A 19,761-nucleotide genomic window follows, 5' to 3' on the forward strand; every position below is an offset into this window, starting at 1 on the left:
CACTCGCTGCTAGAACTTATCGAGATTTAGCTAAAGCTATTGAAAATGCATTTTCAATAGTGTCTCTAAAGGATATTCGGAATTGGTTTACTCATTGCTGTTACTGTACCTCACTAGACTAGGAAAGGCTGTATTAATTATTTCTATTCTATTGTCAAGGTGCTTTGTTGGAAAATAATTATGGTTTGGAACGGGCGTGATAGGCAGAAATCGCCATATCCTTTGCCTTCTGTTGTGGACTACCCCGGATAGATTGTTCTCCTTGCTCAATGACAATGCCGACTTTTAAGGCTTGAGCTTTGATAGTGTCCATTAATCTGCCGTAGCTCCACTGATGGATGTTGACGCGATACTGCTTGGCGTATTTTTCCTGACCTTCGATGTAGCCGGGAATTTTTTGCTCGGCTCTGGCTTGAATTTCACTCTCGACTAGCTCTCGCATATCGCCGAGTTTGGGTAAGACAATGCTGCCTGATTGATAGGTTTGAGCGAGGGTGACAATGGCTTGTGCCAGTAAGCGATCTAAATATTGACCTAGTTCTGATTCGCCGAATTGATTAGCAGCCGCTTTTTTTTGAGCTTTGTGGCGTTGATGGGATGAGGAGCGTTTTTGCTGACGTTGGTGGTTGAGGAGTTTGTAGTTATCGCCTAGTAATTGTTTGAGGCTGCGGTAGGCGATCGCTTCTCCTGTTGTGCCGTCAACGACTGCGGCGGTGGCTGGTTTGTCCAGTCCCAAGGCAACGCCAACGAGGATATGAGGTTGACCTTGATAGAGAGGTTGACTGGGGCGAGGGAAGGGGTTTTTGATTCGAGCCAGAGTCGAGTTTTTGCGTTGGACGAAGGCTTGCTGTTTCTCGTTGAGGTCGCCTTTCTCTTTCATGTTGGTGAGGGTTTTGGCGATGTCGGCAGCTTTTTCTTGGCGTACCTGTTCTGTACCTTCAGCCGTCCATAAACGGGTATCTACAAGCGTTGTTGGACTTTGAACCAGGATTTGTAGATGTAGTCTACTAGCGCGATCGCACTCGTATAAAACCGCCCAGGTTGACCGCTGAATTGAGGGTCTGATTTGAGCGGTTGACACAGTTGCTTGACGATACCTGCTTTGAGTTTTGCTTGTTGTCGCCAGGTTTCAAAGTCGGGATGCTGACTGATTTGTGCTAGTAGTTCATTTATCAAAGGCGTGTTGCGTTCTGCCATCAACGTCCAGAGTTGTTGGCGAGTGGGTTCAGAGGCAACGAGGCGACATTGAATCGTGATTTGGCTCATGAAAATAGATTATCTTAAAAACACATATTAAGCTTATTAAATTAAGTGTGCTTCCTAGCCTCGTTTAGTATCATGAGAGGTTATGGATAAAAATTTCTACAGCAGCACTGAGGCATCACAGATTACTGGATGCAGTCGGAGGCAATTGCAATATTGGCGGGAAAAAAGTGTCGTTGTGCCAACCGTTAATCCGAGTGGCAAGGGTCGGAATGTTTATTATTCTGATTCTGACTTGGTGGCATTGACGGTGATGGAGTATTTGCTCTCGATTGGGTTGAGTTTTGAGGTGTGCCAACATGTCTTGGAAATCCTCAAAGCTAGAGAGTCATGGATGTTTGATGAGTCTGTGGCGAAAGAAGAGAGGAAACGCTTGATGTTGGTGCCAGATTCCCAGGAGCAACTGCGTGAGTTGGTTGATTTTAACAGGGGTTTGGCAATCGAAACGATTGATCGGGGGTCGCCTGTTGTGCCGTTTTGGTGCGATCGCATTCATCAGCGTTTGCGAGAGAATCTCAAAAGCTTTGAGCGATAGCTAAGTCTGTTTGACGATTCGCCAGAGAGTGGTGCAGAAATATCAATTACTGCTGTAAGTTCCCCTCTACAGAAGCGATCGCATTCTTTAAAAGCAGGTCAGCTTATAATTCGGGTGTCGCTGGATGTGATTCACCAGCCCTAGGGATGTGGATTGGTGAGTGTTAGTGTCTTTTACCTGTACAACGGTTAGACAGGCATTTCACTGGCATTGAACTTGAAGAGTTTGAGCGGGACGGGGCGATCAGGTTGGTGAGTGTTAGTGTCTTTTACCTGTACAACGGTTAGACAGCGATTTCACTTGATTGAACAGGATGCTGAAGCGTGGGAGGAGGAGCAATTGGTGGATATTCGACTGGCTGAGGATTTGAAGCGGAGACGATAGCAAAAGCGATCGCGTTGCGCTGATACTGTCGGCGAATGTAAGACAAGAGCGTAAGTGCAAATGTTACAAGAATCCAACTCCTGATTTTTCATTTGTCTTTGACAGTGTAATATCTTTGTAGGAAACTTTGTCACACTTTCGCCAACAGCATCAGCGATCGCACTTCCCCCTAAAATCAGAGTCGCCTGTCTGTTAGAGTCGATGCCCGTGTTACCACGGGACACCTCTCCTTCCGAACTGTACGTGCGACTTTCATCGCATACAGCTCTTAGTCGATATTTACTTTTCCTTTTTGGGAATTTCGAGCTGCACGAGCTTCTCCGTGGATAGGCTTGTGCTGGTGGCATTGACGGTGAAGCATTTCCAGATTTGATTTCTTCCGGTTTTCGTGGTTTCCATCAATATGGTGTAATTCCACCTTGTCACCACTGAGAAATGACAGTCCACAAGCTTGACATTGATGATTTTGTTGCTGTCGCGCGGGTACGCGCGCCCGCTACGCTAACAGAAGTGATGCGTGTATCCCTGAATATTTCTTGTTCTCTCTCTTAGCCCAGTAGGTCAGCTCTCCATCAAACGGGGATTTATCTCCGGTCACGTTATTGTAGGAACACGCTTTCCAAGGTACTGCGGGAAATGTTTTATGGATTACCCCGTTGGTTCCCTGTCTGTCAAATCTTCCTTGTTTGCGGATAAATTTCCATGTCCAATAGGCTTGTGCCCATAGGTCGTGTGAGGACATATCACAGAAACGATTGTAGTTTCTCCAGCCTCTTACCAATGAGCCACATTTAGCGATTCTTTGTTCGAGGGTGAATTTGCTATCTTTCATCGTCACTTTTATCTTGGCTTTCACCTTTGCCGTATTTTCTTTGGATGGAGTGCTGATGAATCTTCCATTAGGTTTCACTTTGAAGTTCCACCCTAGGAAATCGAATCCTTTTGTTGCCTTTACGAGCTTAGTTTTGCTTTCCTTAATTTTCAATCCTCGTTCTTCTAGGAAATAATTGCTATCTGCTGAAACTTTTTCCAGGGTAGAGCCTTCCAATTATCGGTAGCATTGAGCTTCGTCATAACATAAACCGACTACTAAAGTAATCTCTTCTCTATCAACCGTGACCAGTTGGGCAAGCCGTCCTTAATTCTTGCCGTTTCGGTCACATCCTACCCGTTCATTTCATTTGTGGCTTTGACGCAGCCCTACCTGAGTGTTCGACCTCTCAGGAGATTTGAGCGTTTTTCTTCGTTCCGTAGAGCGATTGGTTGCTGATGCGAGGACTCTCCAATTCACCCACCACAACCCAGGATTGCACTTGTTACGATTATTTTCGTGCGGGTCTTATGTGGTTATCTGACATTCGTTTCTGTCAGTTGTCTTTGGATGCTTTTTCCGGAGATTCATTTTATCCATGTCAGCCTACCTAACGGGTTCCAGGCATCACAGCCCTCGTTATTCCCGTCAATATCCCAGCTTCACGCGAGATAATCAGTCTTCGTGTGGGTAGGTTTGGCATCACATCATCCCAGATGGGGAGGGCTTACACCCCCATCCCTCTACAGTTATCCTTACTTTATTTAGGGTCAAAACCCAGGCGACGTAAGGACTCTAGTTTATGGATTTACCTAGAAACGAGTCGCACAACCGTTAGACAGGCGACTCTGATTTTAGGGCTTCGGGGTATGAGTCATTGCGACTCGCGGGTCAATTTCCCGGCGATCCAGGGAGTTCAACTATGGTTTGCGATCGCTAATCTTGTGCCATCAACAATTTTTAGGAGTCTATCTCTTCAAGGGAGCCTCCAAGCTTTTGAGTTGGTTCCTCCTCCAGTGCGGGAAACACGCAAATACCAAATAAGGCACGATCACGATCCGACTGAAAACCTTGGCTAAAGAGTAGCTGTATCTCAGATGGCGTAAGGATTTTTGCCTTACCGTGCCTGTCATTTTTCATTCTTGGAGCCGAACATTATTAAGGCATTTTCCCAGAGAATGATGTCGAAAACATCAACTAGACAAAGAACGAACGCTCTCTATTTGCCCTAGAACTACCACCGCAACGAAACGATTGCCTATCCAACAGTAGGAAGAGGCGTGAGCGGCGTTTGTGTAGTAAACGTCCCAAAAACAACGCTTTGGGAAATATCTCTGCATTTGCCCACGCTTGGGTGAGCGGAGCGATAGCATAGGAAGATAAGCCTTAAAAGGCACTGGGTAGGGTGGTCATCTGAGTAACATCAGTTGTGACCACCCTTAAAGCTTGTAGAAGTCCTGTAAAGAGCGTGGATGTTGCCTCAAACCCTGTCGGGATTATACGGGAAGCCGACAGCCCTTAGAGATACTCTTCCAAAGCTAGGAGGACACCAAGTCAGGTTTCCAGGATTCAATACCAGCTTTTTGCTCCCTCCAATCGGGCATTACGCTACCCAGCGTTCTGGGTTTGACCCAACCCGTGAGAATACCCAAGAGTTAGTGCATTTTTTCCGGACTGGGAAACTCTGACCTGATAATGGTTTGCGCCGAAATTTTCCCTGCACACGGGGAAATTTTTAATTAAACTCAAGAGCGCTCGCTAGCTATATTTTTAGCTTGGAATGGTATAGCGATTGCTGTGCTAGTTACGTAAGTCCAGATCTTGTCTGAATGTGCTACCCCTCCGAGTCTTCGTTATCGCAGACAAACGGGTCTGAACACAAGGGCGGAATGTGGGGTAAATCATCCGCCTGCAAACGATCTATGCAATCCCTCAATTTTTCAGCCAGCACCTGTACGTGGGGTTCTTGTAGCATACTAACGGTATTGCCAGGAACATCATGGATCTCCAATCCTCCAGGAGCTAGTTCCCTCCATCCCAAATCAGGGTCTAAGAAGCCAATGTTCTCGATAGCCCGGAAGAGGGTCACTCGATCCGGGTAAACGTTCTTTGGTGCGAACCCCCACTGCATATTTCCCTCCTCTTTTTTCTTTCGATAAGTGAAGTTTTGGCAAGCTTGAGGCAAAGGAAGCCCCATGCGCTCGTAAAACTTGCAGTAAATACTCATTAACCGATTCTTGGCTTGCCCTAGCCTCATCTTCCTTAACAAGTAGGCGGGGCCAACTCGTAAAAAGTTATTCCAGTGCGCCAAGATCCGATCTGCGACTGGCATTATTTTGATTGCTGTATCATCTTTTAAAGTATCTAACAAGGCTAGCAGAGCTACCTTTTGATCTTGTGCGTGGAGCTGCTCGGCCACCTCATAGGCTATTCGGCCCCCGCAATATATACCTGCTAGAAAATAAGGACCTTCAGGTTGGATGATTCGCATTTCTTTGAGGTAGTGAGCCACCAGATCCTCAATCTTATTCAAAGAAACTTCATCCATAATCCCTACTGCTAGCCCATAAATGGGTTGTTCAGGATCTAGATGACCTGCCAAGGGGCGACAGAACTTTAGACCCTCGCCAAGTACATGGAAAAAGAACAAAGGCGGTTTAGAACCTCCGGGCTGAATTGTCACCAGCGTTTGCCAAGGTGCTGACCATCCTTTCTGGCGGAGAATGTTGGCCAGTTGCTCAATGGTTGGTGATTGGAAGAGGGTAGCCAGGGGGAGATTTTTCCCGAAGGCTTTCTCGATTTGTGCGAATAGGCGTGCAGCCAGCATGGAGTGCCCCCCCAATTCAAAGAAATTGTCGTTAATACCGACCTGTTGTAGTCCCAAAACTTCAGCCCAGATAGCTGCTAAGATTTCTTCAGTAGGGGTGCTTGGTGCAACAAAATTATCTTCCTGTTCCCCCCGAAAGCTAGCTGGTACAGGTAAAGCGCGGCGGTCTATTTTTCCATTGGGAGTTAGAGGCATTGCTTCCAAAAATACAAAGGCTCCGGGAACCATGTAATCTGGCAGCTTGGTTTTGAGGAAGGAACGCAATTCACTAATAGTAGGGGGCGATGCCTCTAACTTAGGAACAACATAAGCCGCTAGGAACTTGTTGCCAGGAATGTCTTCTCGGACAACAACAACAACTTCCCGTAAGTCAGGGTGTTGTGCCAGTAGTGCTTCAATTTCTCCCAGTTCGATACGGAAGCCGCGAATTTTTACCTGCTCATCGAGGCGACCGAGGAACTCAATATTGCCGTCTGGTAAATAGCGAGCTAAGTCACCAGTTTTGTAGAGGCGAAGTGCGCTGTCGCACCCCGATAGCTTCTCCGGAGCCGTTCCGCTAACGCTTGGATTGTCGCTAAAGGGGTTAGCGATGAATTTCTGGGCAGTCAAATCGGGACGGTTGAGGTAGCCTCTGGCTAAACCATCACCACTGACGTATAGTTCACCAGAGACACCAATGGGTACCGGCTGCAACTTTTCATCTAGCAAATAAACCTGCGTGTTAGCAATTGGTCGCCCAATCGGAGGTGTCATATCGGTTCGCGGTTTAGCAGGAATGAAACAGGAAGTAGTGACGACAGTGTTTTCAGTTGGTCCGTAATTATTTACCAGCTCAAAAGGAACGGAGGGTAAAGGATTGTTATGGAGTTTGTCCCCCCCAGTTAGCAAAGTTCGCAAAGCTACATTAGTAGACCAATCCAACGACAAAATACTCTCTGCCAGTGGTGTTGGCAGAAAAGAGATGGTGATTGCATTCTTTACCAGCCAATCTCGAAGCTGCTGAGGGAGAACACGGGTCTGTTCATTCGCAATGTAAATACTTGCTCCCGCACTAAGGTAAGGCCACAACTCCCATACTGAGGCGTCAAATGCAGACCCCGCTAATTGAGTTGCCCGGTCTTTTGACGACACAGTGAAACTTCGTTGATGCCAGAAGACGAGATTCAACAATCCTCGATGTTCAACCAAAACCCCTTTTGGCTTCCCTGTCGAGCCTGATGTGTAGATAACGTATGCCAAATTTTTGGGTGTCACTCCGCTGAAGGGGTTTTCCTCACTGTATTGGGCAAGAACCTCCCAGTCCCTATCCAGACAGACGACTGGCGCGTGATGTTGAGGAAGAGACTTAACTAACCGCGCCTGGGTAAGTAGTACGGACACAGAGGCATCTTCTAGCATGAAAGCCAAGCGCTCTAGAGGATACGCGGGGTCAAGCGGAACGTAAGCACCACCTGCTTTGAGGATGCCAAGCAGTCCCACCAGCATCTCTAAGGAGCGCTCCACGCAGATACCCACCAAAACTTCGGGTCCAACGCCCAGCACTTGAAGGTAGTGCGCTAGCTGATTCGCTCTTGCATTCAGTTCTCGGTAGGTTAGCTGTTCCCCTTCATATACCACCGCTACGGCATCGGGTGCTTGCTCCACCTGAGCCTCAACCAACTGATGGATACATTTATCCTGGGGATATTCTTTTGTGGTGTTGTTCCATTCCACCAGCAACTGATGTTGTTCGGATGCTGTCAACAGCGGTAAGTCTGAGAGACGCTGTTTAGGGTTGGCGACGATGCCTTCCAGTAAGGTCTGGAAATTCCCCAGCATTCGAGTAATGGTGGCGGGGTTGAAGAGGTCGGTGTTGTATTCCAACGAAGCTCTCAGTCCCTGTGCCGTCTCTATCATGAATAGGGTTAAATCGAATTTCGCCGTTCCACTGTCAATATTCAGGGAGTTGACGGTCAGACCTGGTAACTCCAAGGCTGAGGTTGGAGTGTTCTGTAAAACGAACATCACCTGGAACAGCGGCGTGCGGCTTCGGTCTCGTTCGGGCTGTAGTTCTTCTACGAGCTTTTCAAAAGGTAGGTCTTGGTGGGCATAGGCTCCTAAAGCTACCTCGCGTACTCGACCGAGCAGTTCTTGGAAACTTGGGTTGCCACTGAGGTAGGTACGCAGGGCTAGGGTATTGACAAAAAATCCAATCAGACCCTCGGCTTCCACCTGGTTGCGACCAGCGATGGGAGTGCCTACGATCATGTCTTCTTGCCCGGTATAGCGGTAGAGGAATGTCTGGAATGCTGCTAACAGGGTCATGAACAGAGTGACCCGCTCCTGCTGGCTCAGGTCTTTGAGTGCCTGGGTTAGGTTTTTGGGTAATTCCAGAGATTGGTACCCACCCGGATAGGTCTGAACTGGTGGGCGCGGGTAGTCAATGGGCAGTTGTAGTATGGGCAGGTTGCCATTTAGCTGCTGTTTCCAGTAGTCCCGCTGAGACTCTAGGACTTCACCCTGTAGCCACTCGCGCTGCCAGTGGGCAAAATCAGCATATTGGATGGGTAGTTCGGGGAGGGGTGAGGGCTTGCCACTGGAGAAGGCGTCGTAGAGCGCTGCCAGTTCCCGTAAGAAAATATCGTAGGACCAGCCGTCGTAAACAATGTGGTGCATGGTCACGAGCAGCATATGTTCCGCTTCTTCCAGGCGCAGAAGTTTGACGCGAAACAATGGCCCAGTAGCTAGGTTGAAGGGTTGTTGAGCCTCCTCAGTGGCAAGGCGTTGAGCTTCAGAAAGCCCCTGGTCTAGAGGAAGTTCCCTCAGGTCTATTACTGGCAGTGTTAAACCTGTCTGTAGGGAGATGACTTGCTTGGGTTGCCCATCCACCGATAGAAAGGTGGTTCTGAGGACTTCATGGCGTCGGACAATTTCACTCAGACTCTGCGAGAGTGCGGTTACGTTGAGTAGACCGGTTAAGCGAAAGGCAGCAGGTATGTTATAGGCAGGACTGTCTGGTTCCAATTGAGCGAGGAACCAGAGACGCTGCTGGGCAAAGGAGAGGGGGAGGTTTCCGTCCCTTGGGACAGGCAATATGGGGGAAAGATTGGAACTGGTGGCAGCATTAGCCTTGTGCAGAAATGCGAGGATTTCTGCTTTGCGCTCTTTTAGCTCTTGCAGCAGGGCGGGTGTCAGTGTTTCCTTGGGAGCTTTATAGCGCAAGCGATCGCCTTCGTTCCATAGCTTCACGTCTAGATGGCGAAGCTCAGACAAAAACTCGTCAATCGTTTTCATAATTCTCCCTCTTCATAATCACCCATTGTGTCGCTCTCATGAGCTTGTAACTCTTGCACTGCCCAACGAACTGTCTCAAGGCGAGCGCCTAAGTCAGCCACGGTAGGTGCTTCAAATAAGGTACGCACGGGGAGTTCCACTCCGAAGGCTTGGCGCAAGCGAGAAATAACTTGGGTAGCCAACAGGGAATGTCCCCCCAATTCAAAGAAGTTGTCGTGGATGCCGAGCCGTTCCAGTCTCAGGACTTGAGTCCAGATGTCAGCTATCTGCTGCTCGATCGGGGTACGAGGAGCCACAAAGGTGGCTTCCAAGTTAGGGCGTGACTGGTCAGGGGCGGGTAGAGCGCGGCGGTCTACTTTGCCGTTAGGGGTTAGGGGCAGGGCGTCTAGCAGGACAAAGGCTCCAGGCACCATGTAGTCGGGCAGTTTCTGCTTGAGGAAGCGGCGAAATTCATCGATAGTGGGTGTCTGCTCTGGGTTAGGTACGATGTACGCAACTAGACGTTTGTCGCCAGGGATGTCTTCTCTGGCTATGACTGCGATTTCTCGCACGGTAGGGTGTTGCAAGAGTGTTGACTCAAGTTCGCCCAGTTCGATGCGGAAGCCGCGAATCTTTACCTGATGGTCGAGGCGACCGAGAAACTCAATGTTGCCGTCGCTTAGGTAGCGGGCTAAGTCGCCAGTTTTGTAAAGGTGTTGCCCAGGTTCATCGCTAAAGGGGTTGGGGATGAACTTCTGGTTGGTTAACTCCGGGCGGTTGAGGTAGCCTCTGGCGATGCCTGCGCCGCCGATGTGAATCTCGCCCGGTACACCAATAGGAACAGGATTCAAATATTTGTCCAGCAGATAAATCTGCATATTGGCAATAGGGCGACCAATCGGAACCTGGGTTCTGAGCCCTGAAGACTGACAATGATATACACTGCTCCAGACCGTTCCTTCTGTTGGACCGTATTCGTTGAACAAAGATGTGTGAGCCAGCAGCTTGCTATGGCGTTCAACCAACTCTCTGGAACACGGTTCGCCTGCCACAATAACAGTACGAAGACAAGTCAGCTGTTGTGGTTCCGCTTGCTCCAAAATCAGGTTATAGAGAGATGGAAGACTCAATAAATGCGATACATGATATTGAGCAATTAACTTTGTAAGCTGTAACAGATCTTGTTGAAACTTTGCTGGTGGTAGTACAAGTCTGCCTCCCTGGCACAATGTCCAAAAGATGCCCGCGATCGAACTGTCAAAGGCAAACGACGAAAGTAATAGAAAACTGGTAACGGGTTCGCTGTAATAAGAAATACGAGCACTGGTGGAGTGGACTAGGTTTTGATGGGTTACCAACACTCCTTTGGGTTTCCCTGTAGAACCCGATGTGTAGATTGTGTAGGCGAGGTTATCGGTCGTTACGCTGCTGAGGGGTTTTTCCTCGCTTTCTTGGGCGAGTACTTCCCACTCGGTGTCCAAGCAGAAACGGTGCGCTTTGTACTCGGGAAGACCTGCGAGTAGCTTCTGTTGGGTTAACAGCACCGACACCTGGGCATCTTCCAGCATGAAGGCTAGACGCTCCTGGGGATACGATGGGTCTAACGGCAAATAAGCCCCACCAGCCTTGAGAATGCCTAGGAGTCCTACAACCATCTCTAGCGATCGCTCTACACAAATTCCGACCAGCATTTCTGGTTCCACACCCAATTTTTGCAGGTGGTGTGCTAGTTGATTGGCACGGCGATTTATCTCTCGGTAGGTTAGTTGCTCGTTTTCAAAAACTACTGCAACCGCATCGGGCGTGCGCTCCACCTGCGCCTCAAATAGCTGGTGGATGCACGCCTCCAAAGGATAATCCGCTTTTGTGTTATTCAACGCCATTAGTTGCTGCTGTTCAGCTACCCTCAAGAGGGGCAATTCCCAGAGGCGCTTGTCCGGGTCGGCAACAATCCCTTCGAGTAAAGTCTGAAAGTGGTCAATCATCCGCGAGATAGTGCTGCCCTCAAACAAATCCGTGTTGTATTCAAAACGACCAATAATCCCTTCCGGTCTTTCGTCTAGTTCGAGGGTCAGATCGAGCTTCGCCGTATCGGTTTGGATATCCAGCTGACTCATAGTCCAGCCACAATTCAAAGATGGCATTGGAGGTTCCAAAACAAACGCCACTTGAAACAGGGGGTTATGGCTTAGATTGCGATCGGGTTGGAGCGTCTGTATTAGCTTCTCAAAAGGCAAGTCTTCATGGGCATAAGCCCCTAGTGTTATTTCCCGCACTCGTCCCAGTAGCTGTCGAAAACTAGGGGAACCCGACAGATTAGTACGCAACACTAGGGTGTTGAGGAAAAACCCGATTAGCCCTTCGATCTCCGGTCTGTTGCGACCTGCGCTGACCGTGCCCACCACGATATCTTCCTGCTCCGTGTAGCGGTAGAGCAATGTTTTGAACGCGGCCAGCAGCGTCATGAATAGCGTGACTCCCTCTTGTTGTGAGAGAGTTTTGAGCGACGAGGTCAGGTCTTTGGATAGTGTCAGACATTGCCTTGCACCTCGGAAAGTCTGAACTGCGGGTCGCGGACGGTCATAAGGCAGCTGTAGTACAGGCAGGTCGCCCCCTAGCTGCTGTTTCCAGTAGTCTAATTGACTTTCCAGAATCTCTCCAGCCAGCCATTGTCGTTGCCAGAGGGTAAAGTCAGCGTATTGTATGGGCAGTTCTGCAAGTGGCGTTAGCGTAGCGTGCCGTAGGCTGGGTTTGTTGGTAGAGAAAGCTTCGTAGAGTGCTGCGAGTTCTGGAACAAACACGCTGTAGATTGAAACACCATCAATGACGATGTGGTGAACGGTCATGAATAACCTGTAGTCCTCCGAAGCTAGTTGTATCAACGTAGCTCGCAGCAGTGGCCCAGAAGTTAGGTCAAAGAGCTGCTTAGACTCCCTAGTTGCCAACCGCAAAGCTTCGGCTTCCCGTTGGTCTTGTGGTAATTGTCGGAGATCCACTACGGCTAGGTTGAAACTAGAGGGTGGATCGATCACCTGAACGGGTTGGCCATCGATCGTGATGAAGCGCTCGCGCAGGCTTTCGTGACGTTTGATGATTTCGTTGAGGGCTTTTGAGAGTGCATCTACGTCTATAGCACCCGGAAAGCGAATGGTGAAGGGTTCATTATAAACAGGACTATTGGGTTCTAATTGTGCAAGGAACCACAGTCGCTGCTGGTTCCACGAGAGAGGCAAGTTTTGGTTCCTGGAAACGGGTCGGATGGGGGGAGCTTGCAAGAAAGGCTTTTCCTGATCACCTGCCTCAATGCGCTGGGCTAGTTCGGCTACAGTTGGAGATGCAAACAGGCTACTTATAGGTAACTCCACCTTTAAGGTGTCACGCAATCGACTTACAATCCTGATAGCGAGTAAGGAATGTCCGCCCAATTCCAAGAACTTGTCGTGGATGCCAACTCGCTCAACGCCCAGCACTTCAGCCCAGATTTCTGCCAGCACTTTTTCAACAGGCGTGCGAGGAGCCACAAAATCTTCTTCCAGAGCGGCTCTGGTGGCGTCCGGCACTGGCAGAGCGCGGCGCTCCACCTTACCGTTGGGTGTCAGCGGCAGCGCTTCAAGCAGCACAAATGCCGAGGGCACCATGTGGTCGGGCAGTTTCTGCTTTAGGTAGCGACGCAGTTCACTGGTTTGCAGGACTTGCTCCTGGCTGGGAACCACATAGGCTACTAGGCGCTTGTCACCAGGGTCGTACTCCTGGTCTATAACTACGGCATCCTGGACAGCCCTGTTTTGCCTCAGCACTGCCTCAATCTCGCCCAGCTCGATGCGGAAGCCACGAATTTTTACCTGATTATCGATGCGACCGAGAAACTCGATGTTACCGTCCGGTAAATAGCGGGCTAAGTCTCCAGTTTTGTACAGACGTGCTGCGGGGTCGTCACTAAAGGGGTTAGGGATGAACTTCTGGGTTGTCAACTCCGTCCGGTTGAGATAACCCCGCGCTAAGCCATCGCCACCAATGTGCAGTTCACCCGCGACCCCGATGGGGACGGGTTGGAGAGACCGATCCAATATATAAAGCTGAGTATTGGCAATAGGACGACCAATTGGAACCAGACCTGATAGGGAGGTCTGAGTCGGAACCTCATAGATACAGCATCCAACAACCGTTTCTGTTGGACCGTATTCGTTGACTAGTCTAGTTTCAGGTGCGTGAGTCTGCCAGAATGAAATGCTCTTTTTCGACAGAGCCTCGCCACCGATAATTAAGGCTCTTGTCTGACCCGCAGCCTGCTTACTGGGTAATAACTCACTGAGTAGTGCCAGATGGGCTGGGGTGATTTTGACGAGGCTAAAATTACTTTGAGAACACAAGACGGCACTAAGAGCCTCTATCTCCTGCTTCTCTGGGAGGAAAACTACCCTCTGTCCCACCAATAGGGGAGAGAATAAGCTGGTAATGGTCGCGTCGAACCCAATCGAAGAATGAACCGGAGAACCAACCCCATCCGCGACTGCATACGCTTTTATGCACCAGCTCAGATAATTGACCAGTCCTTGGTGGACAATCATCGTTCCCTTTGGTTTCCCGGTTGACCCAGAGGTGTAAATTATATAAGCCAAGTTGGCGGGATTCACCCCGCTGTTGAGATTCTCTTCACTCTCCTGAGAAATTACCCGCCAACCTGTATCCAAGCAGATCGCCTCCGCACCCTGCTCAGGCAATCCAGCTAGCAACTTCTCTTGGGTCAATAGCACCGACACCTGTGAGTCTGACAGCATGAACGCTAGACGTTCTTTGGGATACGCAGGATCTAGAGGCACGTAGGCTCCACCCGCTTTGAGAATACCCAGAAGTCCCACCATCATCTCAAGCGATCGCTCGACAAAAATCCCCACTAAAACTTCCGGTCCCACCCCCAGTTTTTGCAGGTAGTGCGCTAGCTGATTTGCTCTTGCATTCAGTTCCCGATAGCTCAACTGTTTGTCTTCATAAACTACCGACCGGGCATCAGGTGTCCGCTCCACCTGAGCCTCAAATAACTGATGGATACACTTATCCTTGGAGTAATCTGCCTGAGTATCATTCCACTCCACCAGAATTTTGTGACGCTCCAGCTCAGATAACAGAGGCAAATCGGCAACGGGCCCTTTGGGGTCAGTTACAATACCTTGCAAAAAACTAGCAAACTGATCCAACATCCTGGCAATGCTGTCACCATCCAATGCCTCGGTGTTATAGAGCCAACAGCATTCTTTCCCATCTGACGGAATGACCAGGGTCAACTCATTACCAGACCCAGCTTGGTGGTCGTCTAGTTTTTCTACCCGTTCTACGACCACCGGAAACATCGGCTCACGACTCAGCTCAGGCAATGAACTAAGAGCCGGATACCTAGCTACGACATCACGCGCATAAGTCTTGTGAAGTTTGGTCAACTCCACCTGCTTCCTAAAAGCTTCAAAAACTTCCTCAAAACTTTGCTCGTAGTCTATATCTACACGACAAGGAACAATTGAGGCGAAAAAGTCTTCCAGTCCTATCAGCTCCCGTTGCAGCTCAACATCTCTAAATCCGATATCAAAACATCCTGTTCCTCCAATACGGATCAGATAAGTGGCAAATGCAGCAAACAGAAAGTCGCCTTGATTCCATTCGGGCTGGCGCTCCTCCAGGAAGGTTGTGACCTCATGCGGTATGGGCATCTTTACACTCGTGTACTGCTTCTGTTCCAAGTGTGATGCCGTCCGCTCTGCATAGGGAACCGTGATGGGCTGTAACGTCGCCAGCTTCTCTACCCAAAAAGCTTCGTGCTTAGCGATTAACGCATGAAACGTCTTACTAAATTGATTCTGAACCGACATATTTTTATCTCTATAGTTTGAGCAATCAATTCAGAAGTGTCTGCTGTGGAGTCTTTTCACTGCCTGAGAAATCACTTCATTCCGTTGATAATCATTCCTCTTTTAGGAATGAAAGAGTTCGTCACACGCTCTAGTACGTCTTCTAGATTTTAAGTAGATAGGTTGAGTGTCAGTGGAACGATAATATTGCCGCATCAAGATGAAAGCATAAGCTTGCCAGAGCGGCAAAGTTTATCGTTCTACTGATAATAAGGATTACAGCCGTTGCGGGGCGGCTGGTGACAGCTTCGCTACTTCCCCCCATTAGCTTTACCATTGCCAAACCTAGCCTAGCGATTCATTCCATCCCTGTAATCATTATCACAAGCCATCGAACAAAACTCTAAAAAATGATCACTAAAGCAAAGCTGCGTGAGCTTTCTTTCCCAATCTCCGGGTTTTCTTGAGAATAAATACTTATCCATTACACGAAACTCGGCTTTGCCTCAAAAATAAAGAAGAGAGTCACGTTTGCAGTTCTCTCGATCATCAGGGTACATCTACTGACTGACCTTATTATTACGCTTAGCATGAGGGGTATCAGCTCCCTATTTATGAATTGTTGATGAAGGATGAGCAGGCGATCGCCCTGAGAGGCGAAGTCGGTTTGTGCCAAAAACGACCGATTGATGCTACCTGACCAAACATACCTTCAACGTGTCTTTCAACCCCTGGCGGGTGTACCAAAAACCGTCATTTTATCTGTATCCCTAAAGTCTTCTTGCCTTAAGTTTTGACACACTTATTGTTATACTCTAGCAATGTGATAATACAAATTATTCTTAAGATATTCTGACTGTCCCATATTGGCTAGAGCCAAGTTAAGCCAAGGGGACATGAGCAATCCTTATAAATTAACTATCCAAAACCTTTCTCTAATACCGATAACTCTCACAACTGGTAGTAGGTTAGCGGCTAAAACAACCGTATAACGTTACTTGGGCTCATACCGGAAAATTATGGCGTACTAGGGGCGTAAATCTCCCCCTTAATGCGAATTATCCCCCACTTGTTGCGATTGACTCATAAGGTAGGGGGCTACCAACTTAAGGCGGGACAAAACTAATGAGGTTAGGTGAGCTTGTTCGCGATAAATCAGCGCGAACAAGCTCACCTAACCAATTGTCTACCCCTAATTTTGACTCTTATGCTGGTTTTTATGATTTTTGGTTTCTGAATATAAATCCGACCAACTTTGCTTGAGACAGTCAATGGCTTTGGTTAATTCATCAATTTGAACTCTTCTGACGACCTGGAGAACCCCATCAACATGAGCTGCACTTCCCGCAGAACCAAGATGTTTGTAGCGAGAACAGTTATGGCGGTCTGATGCTTTGGGGAAAATTGGCGTTTTGGCTTGTAACTTGTAGTACCAGTAAGTTTGGCGTTGCCCTCGCGCTTGGTAACGAGCCACATAACATCCTGATGGGGCAACTTTACCCTCCGACTCAATTTGGCTCTTGCGGGCTTCCAGAGCGGTGATCACCGCCGTTAATCGCTCAGCTCTTGCAAGGGTGTCGTGTTCCTTATTGGTTTTGGTTTGAGGTGGCATGGTTGAAGAATTCAAGAGAACTGAATAAAATTTTCGCATTGTTCGCGATAGATTATCGCGAACAATGCCGTGACTCCCGCTGTTAATGAACCTCAGACAACGTTGTCAAGCCGTTTTTCAAGCAGGCTATAAAGTTGGTAAACAATCATTCCGTAGTCTTGCAGCTGCTACCAAATTATCCAAAAGTAGTGTCCATCGACTGTATCATCGACTCCAAAGAAGAAATCAATATCCTGAATCTCAATTGTGGGAAACACAAGCCGGACAACAATGGCTGCGTTTGTTAGTATTTGCGGCGTTATTTGTCTTTGCCCTTGAAGGGGGCATTGGTTGTGAGAGATTATCGAAATTTTTCCATCTGTTGCGTCTGCAACAACATATTGGCGTATCTCCCAGTGCCTTACGTCAGTTAAGAACCCGCATGGAAGAGAAAATTCTAGAGTATCAACTACATGTTCAATGTCAATTGAAACAAGACGGTCGGGAAGTAGAGCTTTGTGCAGCAGCCGATGAAAAGTTTTTCGACCAAGTTGTTCTAGTGATGCTGGATTTACCTTCCGGCTATATTTTAGTTGAGGAGTTAACAGAAAATCGACAGTATTTGACTTGGCAGCTTTCTGCTCAACAAGTTCTACAAGAGTCAGGTTAAAACCCTTCTGTTGAGAGAGATTGATCAGCTTAAAGCTTTAAAGCAAGCTCACCGCTTGAAAGACCAGCGCGATAGTATTAATAAGTTCGCACGTCAAGTTCAAGAGCTAGCCGCCGTGGTAGATATTTGGTGGTCATGGATTGATGGTTGTTTAGAGTCATACCAACTTTAATCTTCTCGTTTAGATTGGGTTAAAAAGCAGTTACTGCCTGCTGTTTACTGGCAACAACAGGTGCGACGAACTAAAACTGAAACTCTTAAAAGAACCTATCAGCTTGCTTATCAACAGGCATGGGATGCTTTGATGTATCATCCAGCTACAGCAACCATCAGTCATACTAATTTACAACAATGGTTAAATTGGGCGAGTTGGATGGTAAGTAAATTCCAACGCAGTTCTTCTCCTGTGGAAGGTCGCAACGGTTATTTGTCTCAGGTTTATCACAATCGTCGTGGCTTATCCTCAAGACGACTAAAAGTCATGACACTTATCCATAATTTTCACATCAAGCGTTGTGATGGCACAACAGAAGCCGAGCGTTTATTTGGAAAAACATTTCCCGATCTATTCCAATGGGTTGTCTCTCAAATGGGAAAACTGCCCTCACCGAGAAAGCCAAGAAAAAAATCTCTGGAAACAACAGTTGGTTTACCGACTGTCCCCTCTTAATTTCACCTTAGTTAGCCAAAAAATCTTTTCAGTGTATGAACGGATTCCCCATTTCTGGTTCTACCTGATGTAGAGGAATGCTAGTACTGGTTTCCAGCCTTCAATGGCATGACGATATCTTAATTTCTAGAGTCTGTTTGTTTTCTTAGTTCGCGAGGACAACTCGCGAACTAATGCCCTCATCCCTTCTCTGCTTTTTTCTACCATCTTGTCCCGCCTTAAGTTGGTAGCCGGTAGGGTGATGTTATGAGCGTTAATGTAAAGGTACCCATGTACCGCATCCCAGATGGGGAGGGCTTACACCCCCATCCCTCTACAGTTATCCTTACTTTATTTAGGGTCAAAACCCAGGCGACGTAAGGACTCTAGTTTATGGATTTACCTAGAAACGAGTCGCACAACCGTTAGACACGTTTTCTGTGCAGGAAACTTATACATAAGGTTGGACATTACACCAATGCGATCGCGAAGCGCTGCTGCTCTCTTCGGAGCGGCTCTCAAAGAGCTAGCGCAGATCGCGCTTATGAGAGAACCAGTCGTAACCAGTACCACCGCCACCGCGATCGCGTTTGACCCAGCGCTGGATCGGCAGGATTCGTCAGATGAGGGGGAGTAGAACTAATTTTAGAGGCTGGTGAAGGGAGCGATCACACCTCACGCCATCTTGTCTGTCCCTTTTCTAGTTCTGCTTCATTCTCCTGCCAACAAGCGATCGTTGCTTACACGGTTCTACTCATTACTCTCCGCATCTTTTTTTGACCGCACTTCCTTAAATGCCTGTTTCTTTACTAATTGTGAAGCTTGTATGAAGGCTCTCCGGATTCTATTGGAGGACAGATGTAGATAAAGCAATCCTATACGAATGAGGACTAATGAAAGTCATCTCTCGTGAATATAAGCTTATGCTCCGCAAGGAGTTGTTTACTGGTGATGAGCAGCAGGTATTGAGAGTTGCAAGTGCATTTTGGCATGGATTTAATCAAGCTATTAATAATATTGTTCTTGATGTAGAGGGTGATTTGCAAGAAATTGCAGACCAGCGAATCATTAAATTCTATGAGACTGATGAAAATCTCCTGTATAGCAACCACTATATATTGCGGGAGAGATACGAGATTGGCAAAGACAAAAAGGAGATTACACTAAAATTTCGTCATCCCGATCGTTACATTTCTCAAGACCGTAATATGCAGGCTGGCGAGGCGGATAGAGGAAGAACCAAGTTTTAAGAGGATATTAAAGCAGATACTAAATCTCCATTTTCAATCCTATACAGCTTTTCTACTACACAAAAAATCTCCTTTGATGAGAGCTTCAGTAAACTACAAGATGCGAAAGTTTTATATCCAGATCTGCAAGAAAAACTAATTGAATTTACTAAAAAAAAGGAAATAAAAGCGGTAGGAATTACTGCCCGTGAATTAGTCATTAAAGGAGCAAAGTTCCAAATTAAAAAGGAACCAAGGCTAGATTCTGAATGTGCTTTGATTGTTTGGTACGACGACAATGGTGACGAAAAGCAGCCAGTCGCAGTTGAGTTCAGCTTCAAGTATGGGGATGAAAACGAGGACTATACCAGCAAGATTCGATCCCGAAGAACTCAGCGAGCAGATTGACCACAGAAAGCCGATCGATAACGAGCCAACGGAGCGAGTAAAAATTCGTTTAGCGGTAGCAGAATCGCAAGGTCTGAATACTTTAGAGCGGATTCTTGCTTTCAACGACTTGATGCCCGTTAATTACCTGGAAAAAGGGGTGGATGCTGCACGCGCAGTTGGGGGTATCCATAAACGGGATTCTCAGTCATACCAAGTTGCAGTCTAATGTAGAATCTAGAGCGGAGAGTCAGGGATAAGCCTAGATTATAGTTTTTCCCAGTTCATAGCGTCATTAGCTAGTGGTGCGCGTGATGTTTAAC

The 19,761-nt window shown here is 47.7% G+C and carries 16 protein-coding genes; 9 read left to right on the plus strand and 7 right to left on the minus strand.

Annotation, left to right across the window (positions count from 1 at the left end):
• A partial coding sequence (locus NDI48_31770) for an IS630 family transposase (protein ID MEP0835749.1) occupies nt 1-122 on the plus strand: 122 nt, incomplete at its 5' end.
• 56 nt (nt 123-178) lie between these two features.
• On the opposite strand, the gene cas12k (NDI48_31775) is transcribed toward NDI48_31770, so the two are convergent.
• Both cas12k (NDI48_31775) and cas12k (NDI48_31780) read right to left on the minus strand, forming a co-directional pair.
• Nucleotides 179-1,066 carry a type V CRISPR-associated protein Cas12k gene (gene cas12k / locus NDI48_31775; protein MEP0835750.1) on the minus strand — a complete coding sequence of 296 codons (888 nt, stop codon included), beginning with the start codon at nt 1,064-1,066 and terminating at the stop codon, nt 179-181.
• Nucleotides 961-1,266 carry a type V CRISPR-associated protein Cas12k gene (cas12k, locus tag NDI48_31780; GenBank protein ID MEP0835751.1) on the minus strand — a complete coding sequence of 102 codons (306 nt, stop codon included), beginning with the start codon at nt 1,264-1,266 and terminating at the stop codon, nt 961-963. Before cas12k (NDI48_31780) ends, cas12k (NDI48_31775) begins: the two co-directional genes overlap by 106 nt.
• An 82-nt stretch (nt 1,267-1,348) precedes the next feature.
• Here cas12k (NDI48_31780) and NDI48_31785 point away from each other — a divergent pair, with 82 nt between their 5' ends.
• Nucleotides 1,349-1,798 carry a MerR family transcriptional regulator gene (locus tag NDI48_31785; GenBank protein MEP0835752.1) on the plus strand — a complete coding sequence of 150 codons (450 nt, stop codon included), beginning with the start codon at nt 1,349-1,351 and terminating at the stop codon, nt 1,796-1,798.
• A gap of 283 nt (nt 1,799-2,081) precedes the next feature.
• Here NDI48_31785 and NDI48_31790 read toward each other — a convergent pair whose 3' ends face one another.
• Together NDI48_31790 and NDI48_31795 are read right to left on the minus strand one after the other, a co-directional pair.
• Nucleotides 2,082-2,228, minus strand: coding sequence for a hypothetical protein (locus NDI48_31790; GenBank protein MEP0835753.1), 147 nt, complete (start codon nt 2,226-2,228; stop codon nt 2,082-2,084).
• Nucleotides 2,229-2,678: 450 nt separating this feature from the next.
• Nucleotides 2,679-3,230, minus strand: a complete 552-nt coding sequence (locus tag NDI48_31795; protein MEP0835754.1) for a hypothetical protein — start codon at nt 3,228-3,230, stop codon at nt 2,679-2,681.
• 1,235 nt (nt 3,231-4,465) lie between these two features.
• Here NDI48_31795 and NDI48_31800 point away from each other — a divergent pair.
• The gene (locus NDI48_31800) at nt 4,466-4,681 is read left to right on the plus strand and encodes a hypothetical protein (GenBank protein ID MEP0835755.1); all 216 of its coding nucleotides are present in this window, start codon (nt 4,466-4,468) and stop codon (nt 4,679-4,681) included.
• A 146-nt stretch (nt 4,682-4,827) separates the two neighbouring features.
• On the opposite strand, the gene NDI48_31805 is transcribed toward NDI48_31800, so the two are convergent.
• The 3 genes from NDI48_31805 to NDI48_31815 all read right to left on the minus strand — a co-directional run bounded on the left by NDI48_31805 (nt 4,828) and on the right by NDI48_31815 (nt 16,524).
• Nucleotides 4,828-9,093, minus strand: a complete 4,266-nt coding sequence (locus NDI48_31805) for a non-ribosomal peptide synthetase (GenBank protein ID MEP0835756.1) — start codon at nt 9,091-9,093, stop codon at nt 4,828-4,830.
• Nucleotides 9,090-14,933: a non-ribosomal peptide synthetase gene (locus NDI48_31810; GenBank protein ID MEP0835757.1), complete on the minus strand. Its 5,844-nt coding sequence runs from the start codon at nt 14,931-14,933 to the stop codon at nt 9,090-9,092. Before NDI48_31810 ends, NDI48_31805 begins: the two co-directional genes overlap by 4 nt.
• Nucleotides 14,934-16,104: 1,171 nt before the next feature.
• Entirely contained in the window at nt 16,105-16,524 is a 420-nt protein-coding gene (locus tag NDI48_31815; GenBank protein ID MEP0835758.1) for a hypothetical protein, read from the minus strand.
• An 85-nt stretch (nt 16,525-16,609) separates the two neighbouring features.
• Here NDI48_31815 and NDI48_31820 point away from each other — a divergent pair, with 85 nt between their 5' ends.
• The 6 genes from NDI48_31820 to NDI48_31845 all read left to right on the plus strand — a co-directional run bounded on the left by NDI48_31820 (nt 16,610) and on the right by NDI48_31845 (nt 19,667).
• Entirely contained in the window at nt 16,610-17,173 is a 564-nt protein-coding gene (locus NDI48_31820; GenBank protein ID MEP0835759.1) for a hypothetical protein, read from the plus strand.
• A gap of 10 nt (nt 17,174-17,183) precedes the next feature.
• Complete coding sequence (locus NDI48_31825; protein MEP0835760.1) at nt 17,184-17,345, plus strand: hypothetical protein; 162 nt, start codon at nt 17,184-17,186, stop codon at nt 17,343-17,345.
• A gap of 60 nt (nt 17,346-17,405) precedes the next feature.
• Nucleotides 17,406-17,843 (plus strand): DUF6399 domain-containing protein, encoded by a 438-nt coding sequence (locus NDI48_31830; GenBank protein ID MEP0835761.1) that lies wholly within the window; start codon nt 17,406-17,408, stop codon nt 17,841-17,843.
• A gap of 457 nt (nt 17,844-18,300) precedes the next feature.
• The gene (locus NDI48_31835; protein ID MEP0835762.1) at nt 18,301-18,459 is read left to right on the plus strand and encodes a hypothetical protein; all 159 of its coding nucleotides are present in this window, start codon (nt 18,301-18,303) and stop codon (nt 18,457-18,459) included.
• Between the two features lie 256 nt (nt 18,460-18,715).
• Nucleotides 18,716-19,072 (plus strand): hypothetical protein, encoded by a 357-nt coding sequence (locus tag NDI48_31840; protein MEP0835763.1) that lies wholly within the window; start codon nt 18,716-18,718, stop codon nt 19,070-19,072.
• A gap of 277 nt (nt 19,073-19,349) precedes the next feature.
• A complete protein-coding gene (locus NDI48_31845) occupies nt 19,350-19,667 on the plus strand; it encodes a hypothetical protein (GenBank protein ID MEP0835764.1) in 318 nt (105 codons plus the stop codon).
• The last annotated feature ends 94 nt before the right edge of the window (nt 19,668-19,761 follow it).

It is taken from the genome of Microcoleus sp. AS-A8, from assembly GCA_039962225.1.
Classification (GTDB): Bacteria; Cyanobacteriota; Cyanobacteriia; order Cyanobacteriales; family Coleofasciculaceae; genus Allocoleopsis.

What these genes read in the sequence shown, in the direction of transcription:
- NDI48_31810 (MEP0835757.1), bottom strand. Translation starts at nt 14,933, where the DNA reads ATGTCGGTTCAGAATCAATTTAGTAAGACGTTTCATGCGTTAATCGCT.
- NDI48_31805 (MEP0835756.1), bottom strand. Translation starts at nt 9,093, where the DNA reads ATGAAAACGATTGACGAGTTTTTGTCTGAGCTTCGCCATCTAGACGTG.
- NDI48_31800 (MEP0835755.1), top strand. Translation starts at nt 4,466, where the DNA reads ATGTTGCCTCAAACCCTGTCGGGATTATACGGGAAGCCGACAGCCCTT.
- NDI48_31845 (MEP0835764.1), top strand. Translation starts at nt 19,350, where the DNA reads ATGGTGACGAAAAGCAGCCAGTCGCAGTTGAGTTCAGCTTCAAGTATG.
- NDI48_31785 (MEP0835752.1), top strand. Translation starts at nt 1,349, where the DNA reads ATGGATAAAAATTTCTACAGCAGCACTGAGGCATCACAGATTACTGGA.
- cas12k (MEP0835751.1), bottom strand. Translation starts at nt 1,266, where the DNA reads ATGAGCCAAATCACGATTCAATGTCGCCTCGTTGCCTCTGAACCCACT.
- NDI48_31815 (MEP0835758.1), bottom strand. Translation starts at nt 16,524, where the DNA reads ATGCCACCTCAAACCAAAACCAATAAGGAACACGACACCCTTGCAAGA.
- NDI48_31835 (MEP0835762.1), top strand. Translation starts at nt 18,301, where the DNA reads ATGCGATCGCGAAGCGCTGCTGCTCTCTTCGGAGCGGCTCTCAAAGAG.
- NDI48_31840 (MEP0835763.1), top strand. Translation starts at nt 18,716, where the DNA reads ATGAAAGTCATCTCTCGTGAATATAAGCTTATGCTCCGCAAGGAGTTG.
- NDI48_31820 (MEP0835759.1), top strand. Translation starts at nt 16,610, where the DNA reads ATGAACCTCAGACAACGTTGTCAAGCCGTTTTTCAAGCAGGCTATAAA.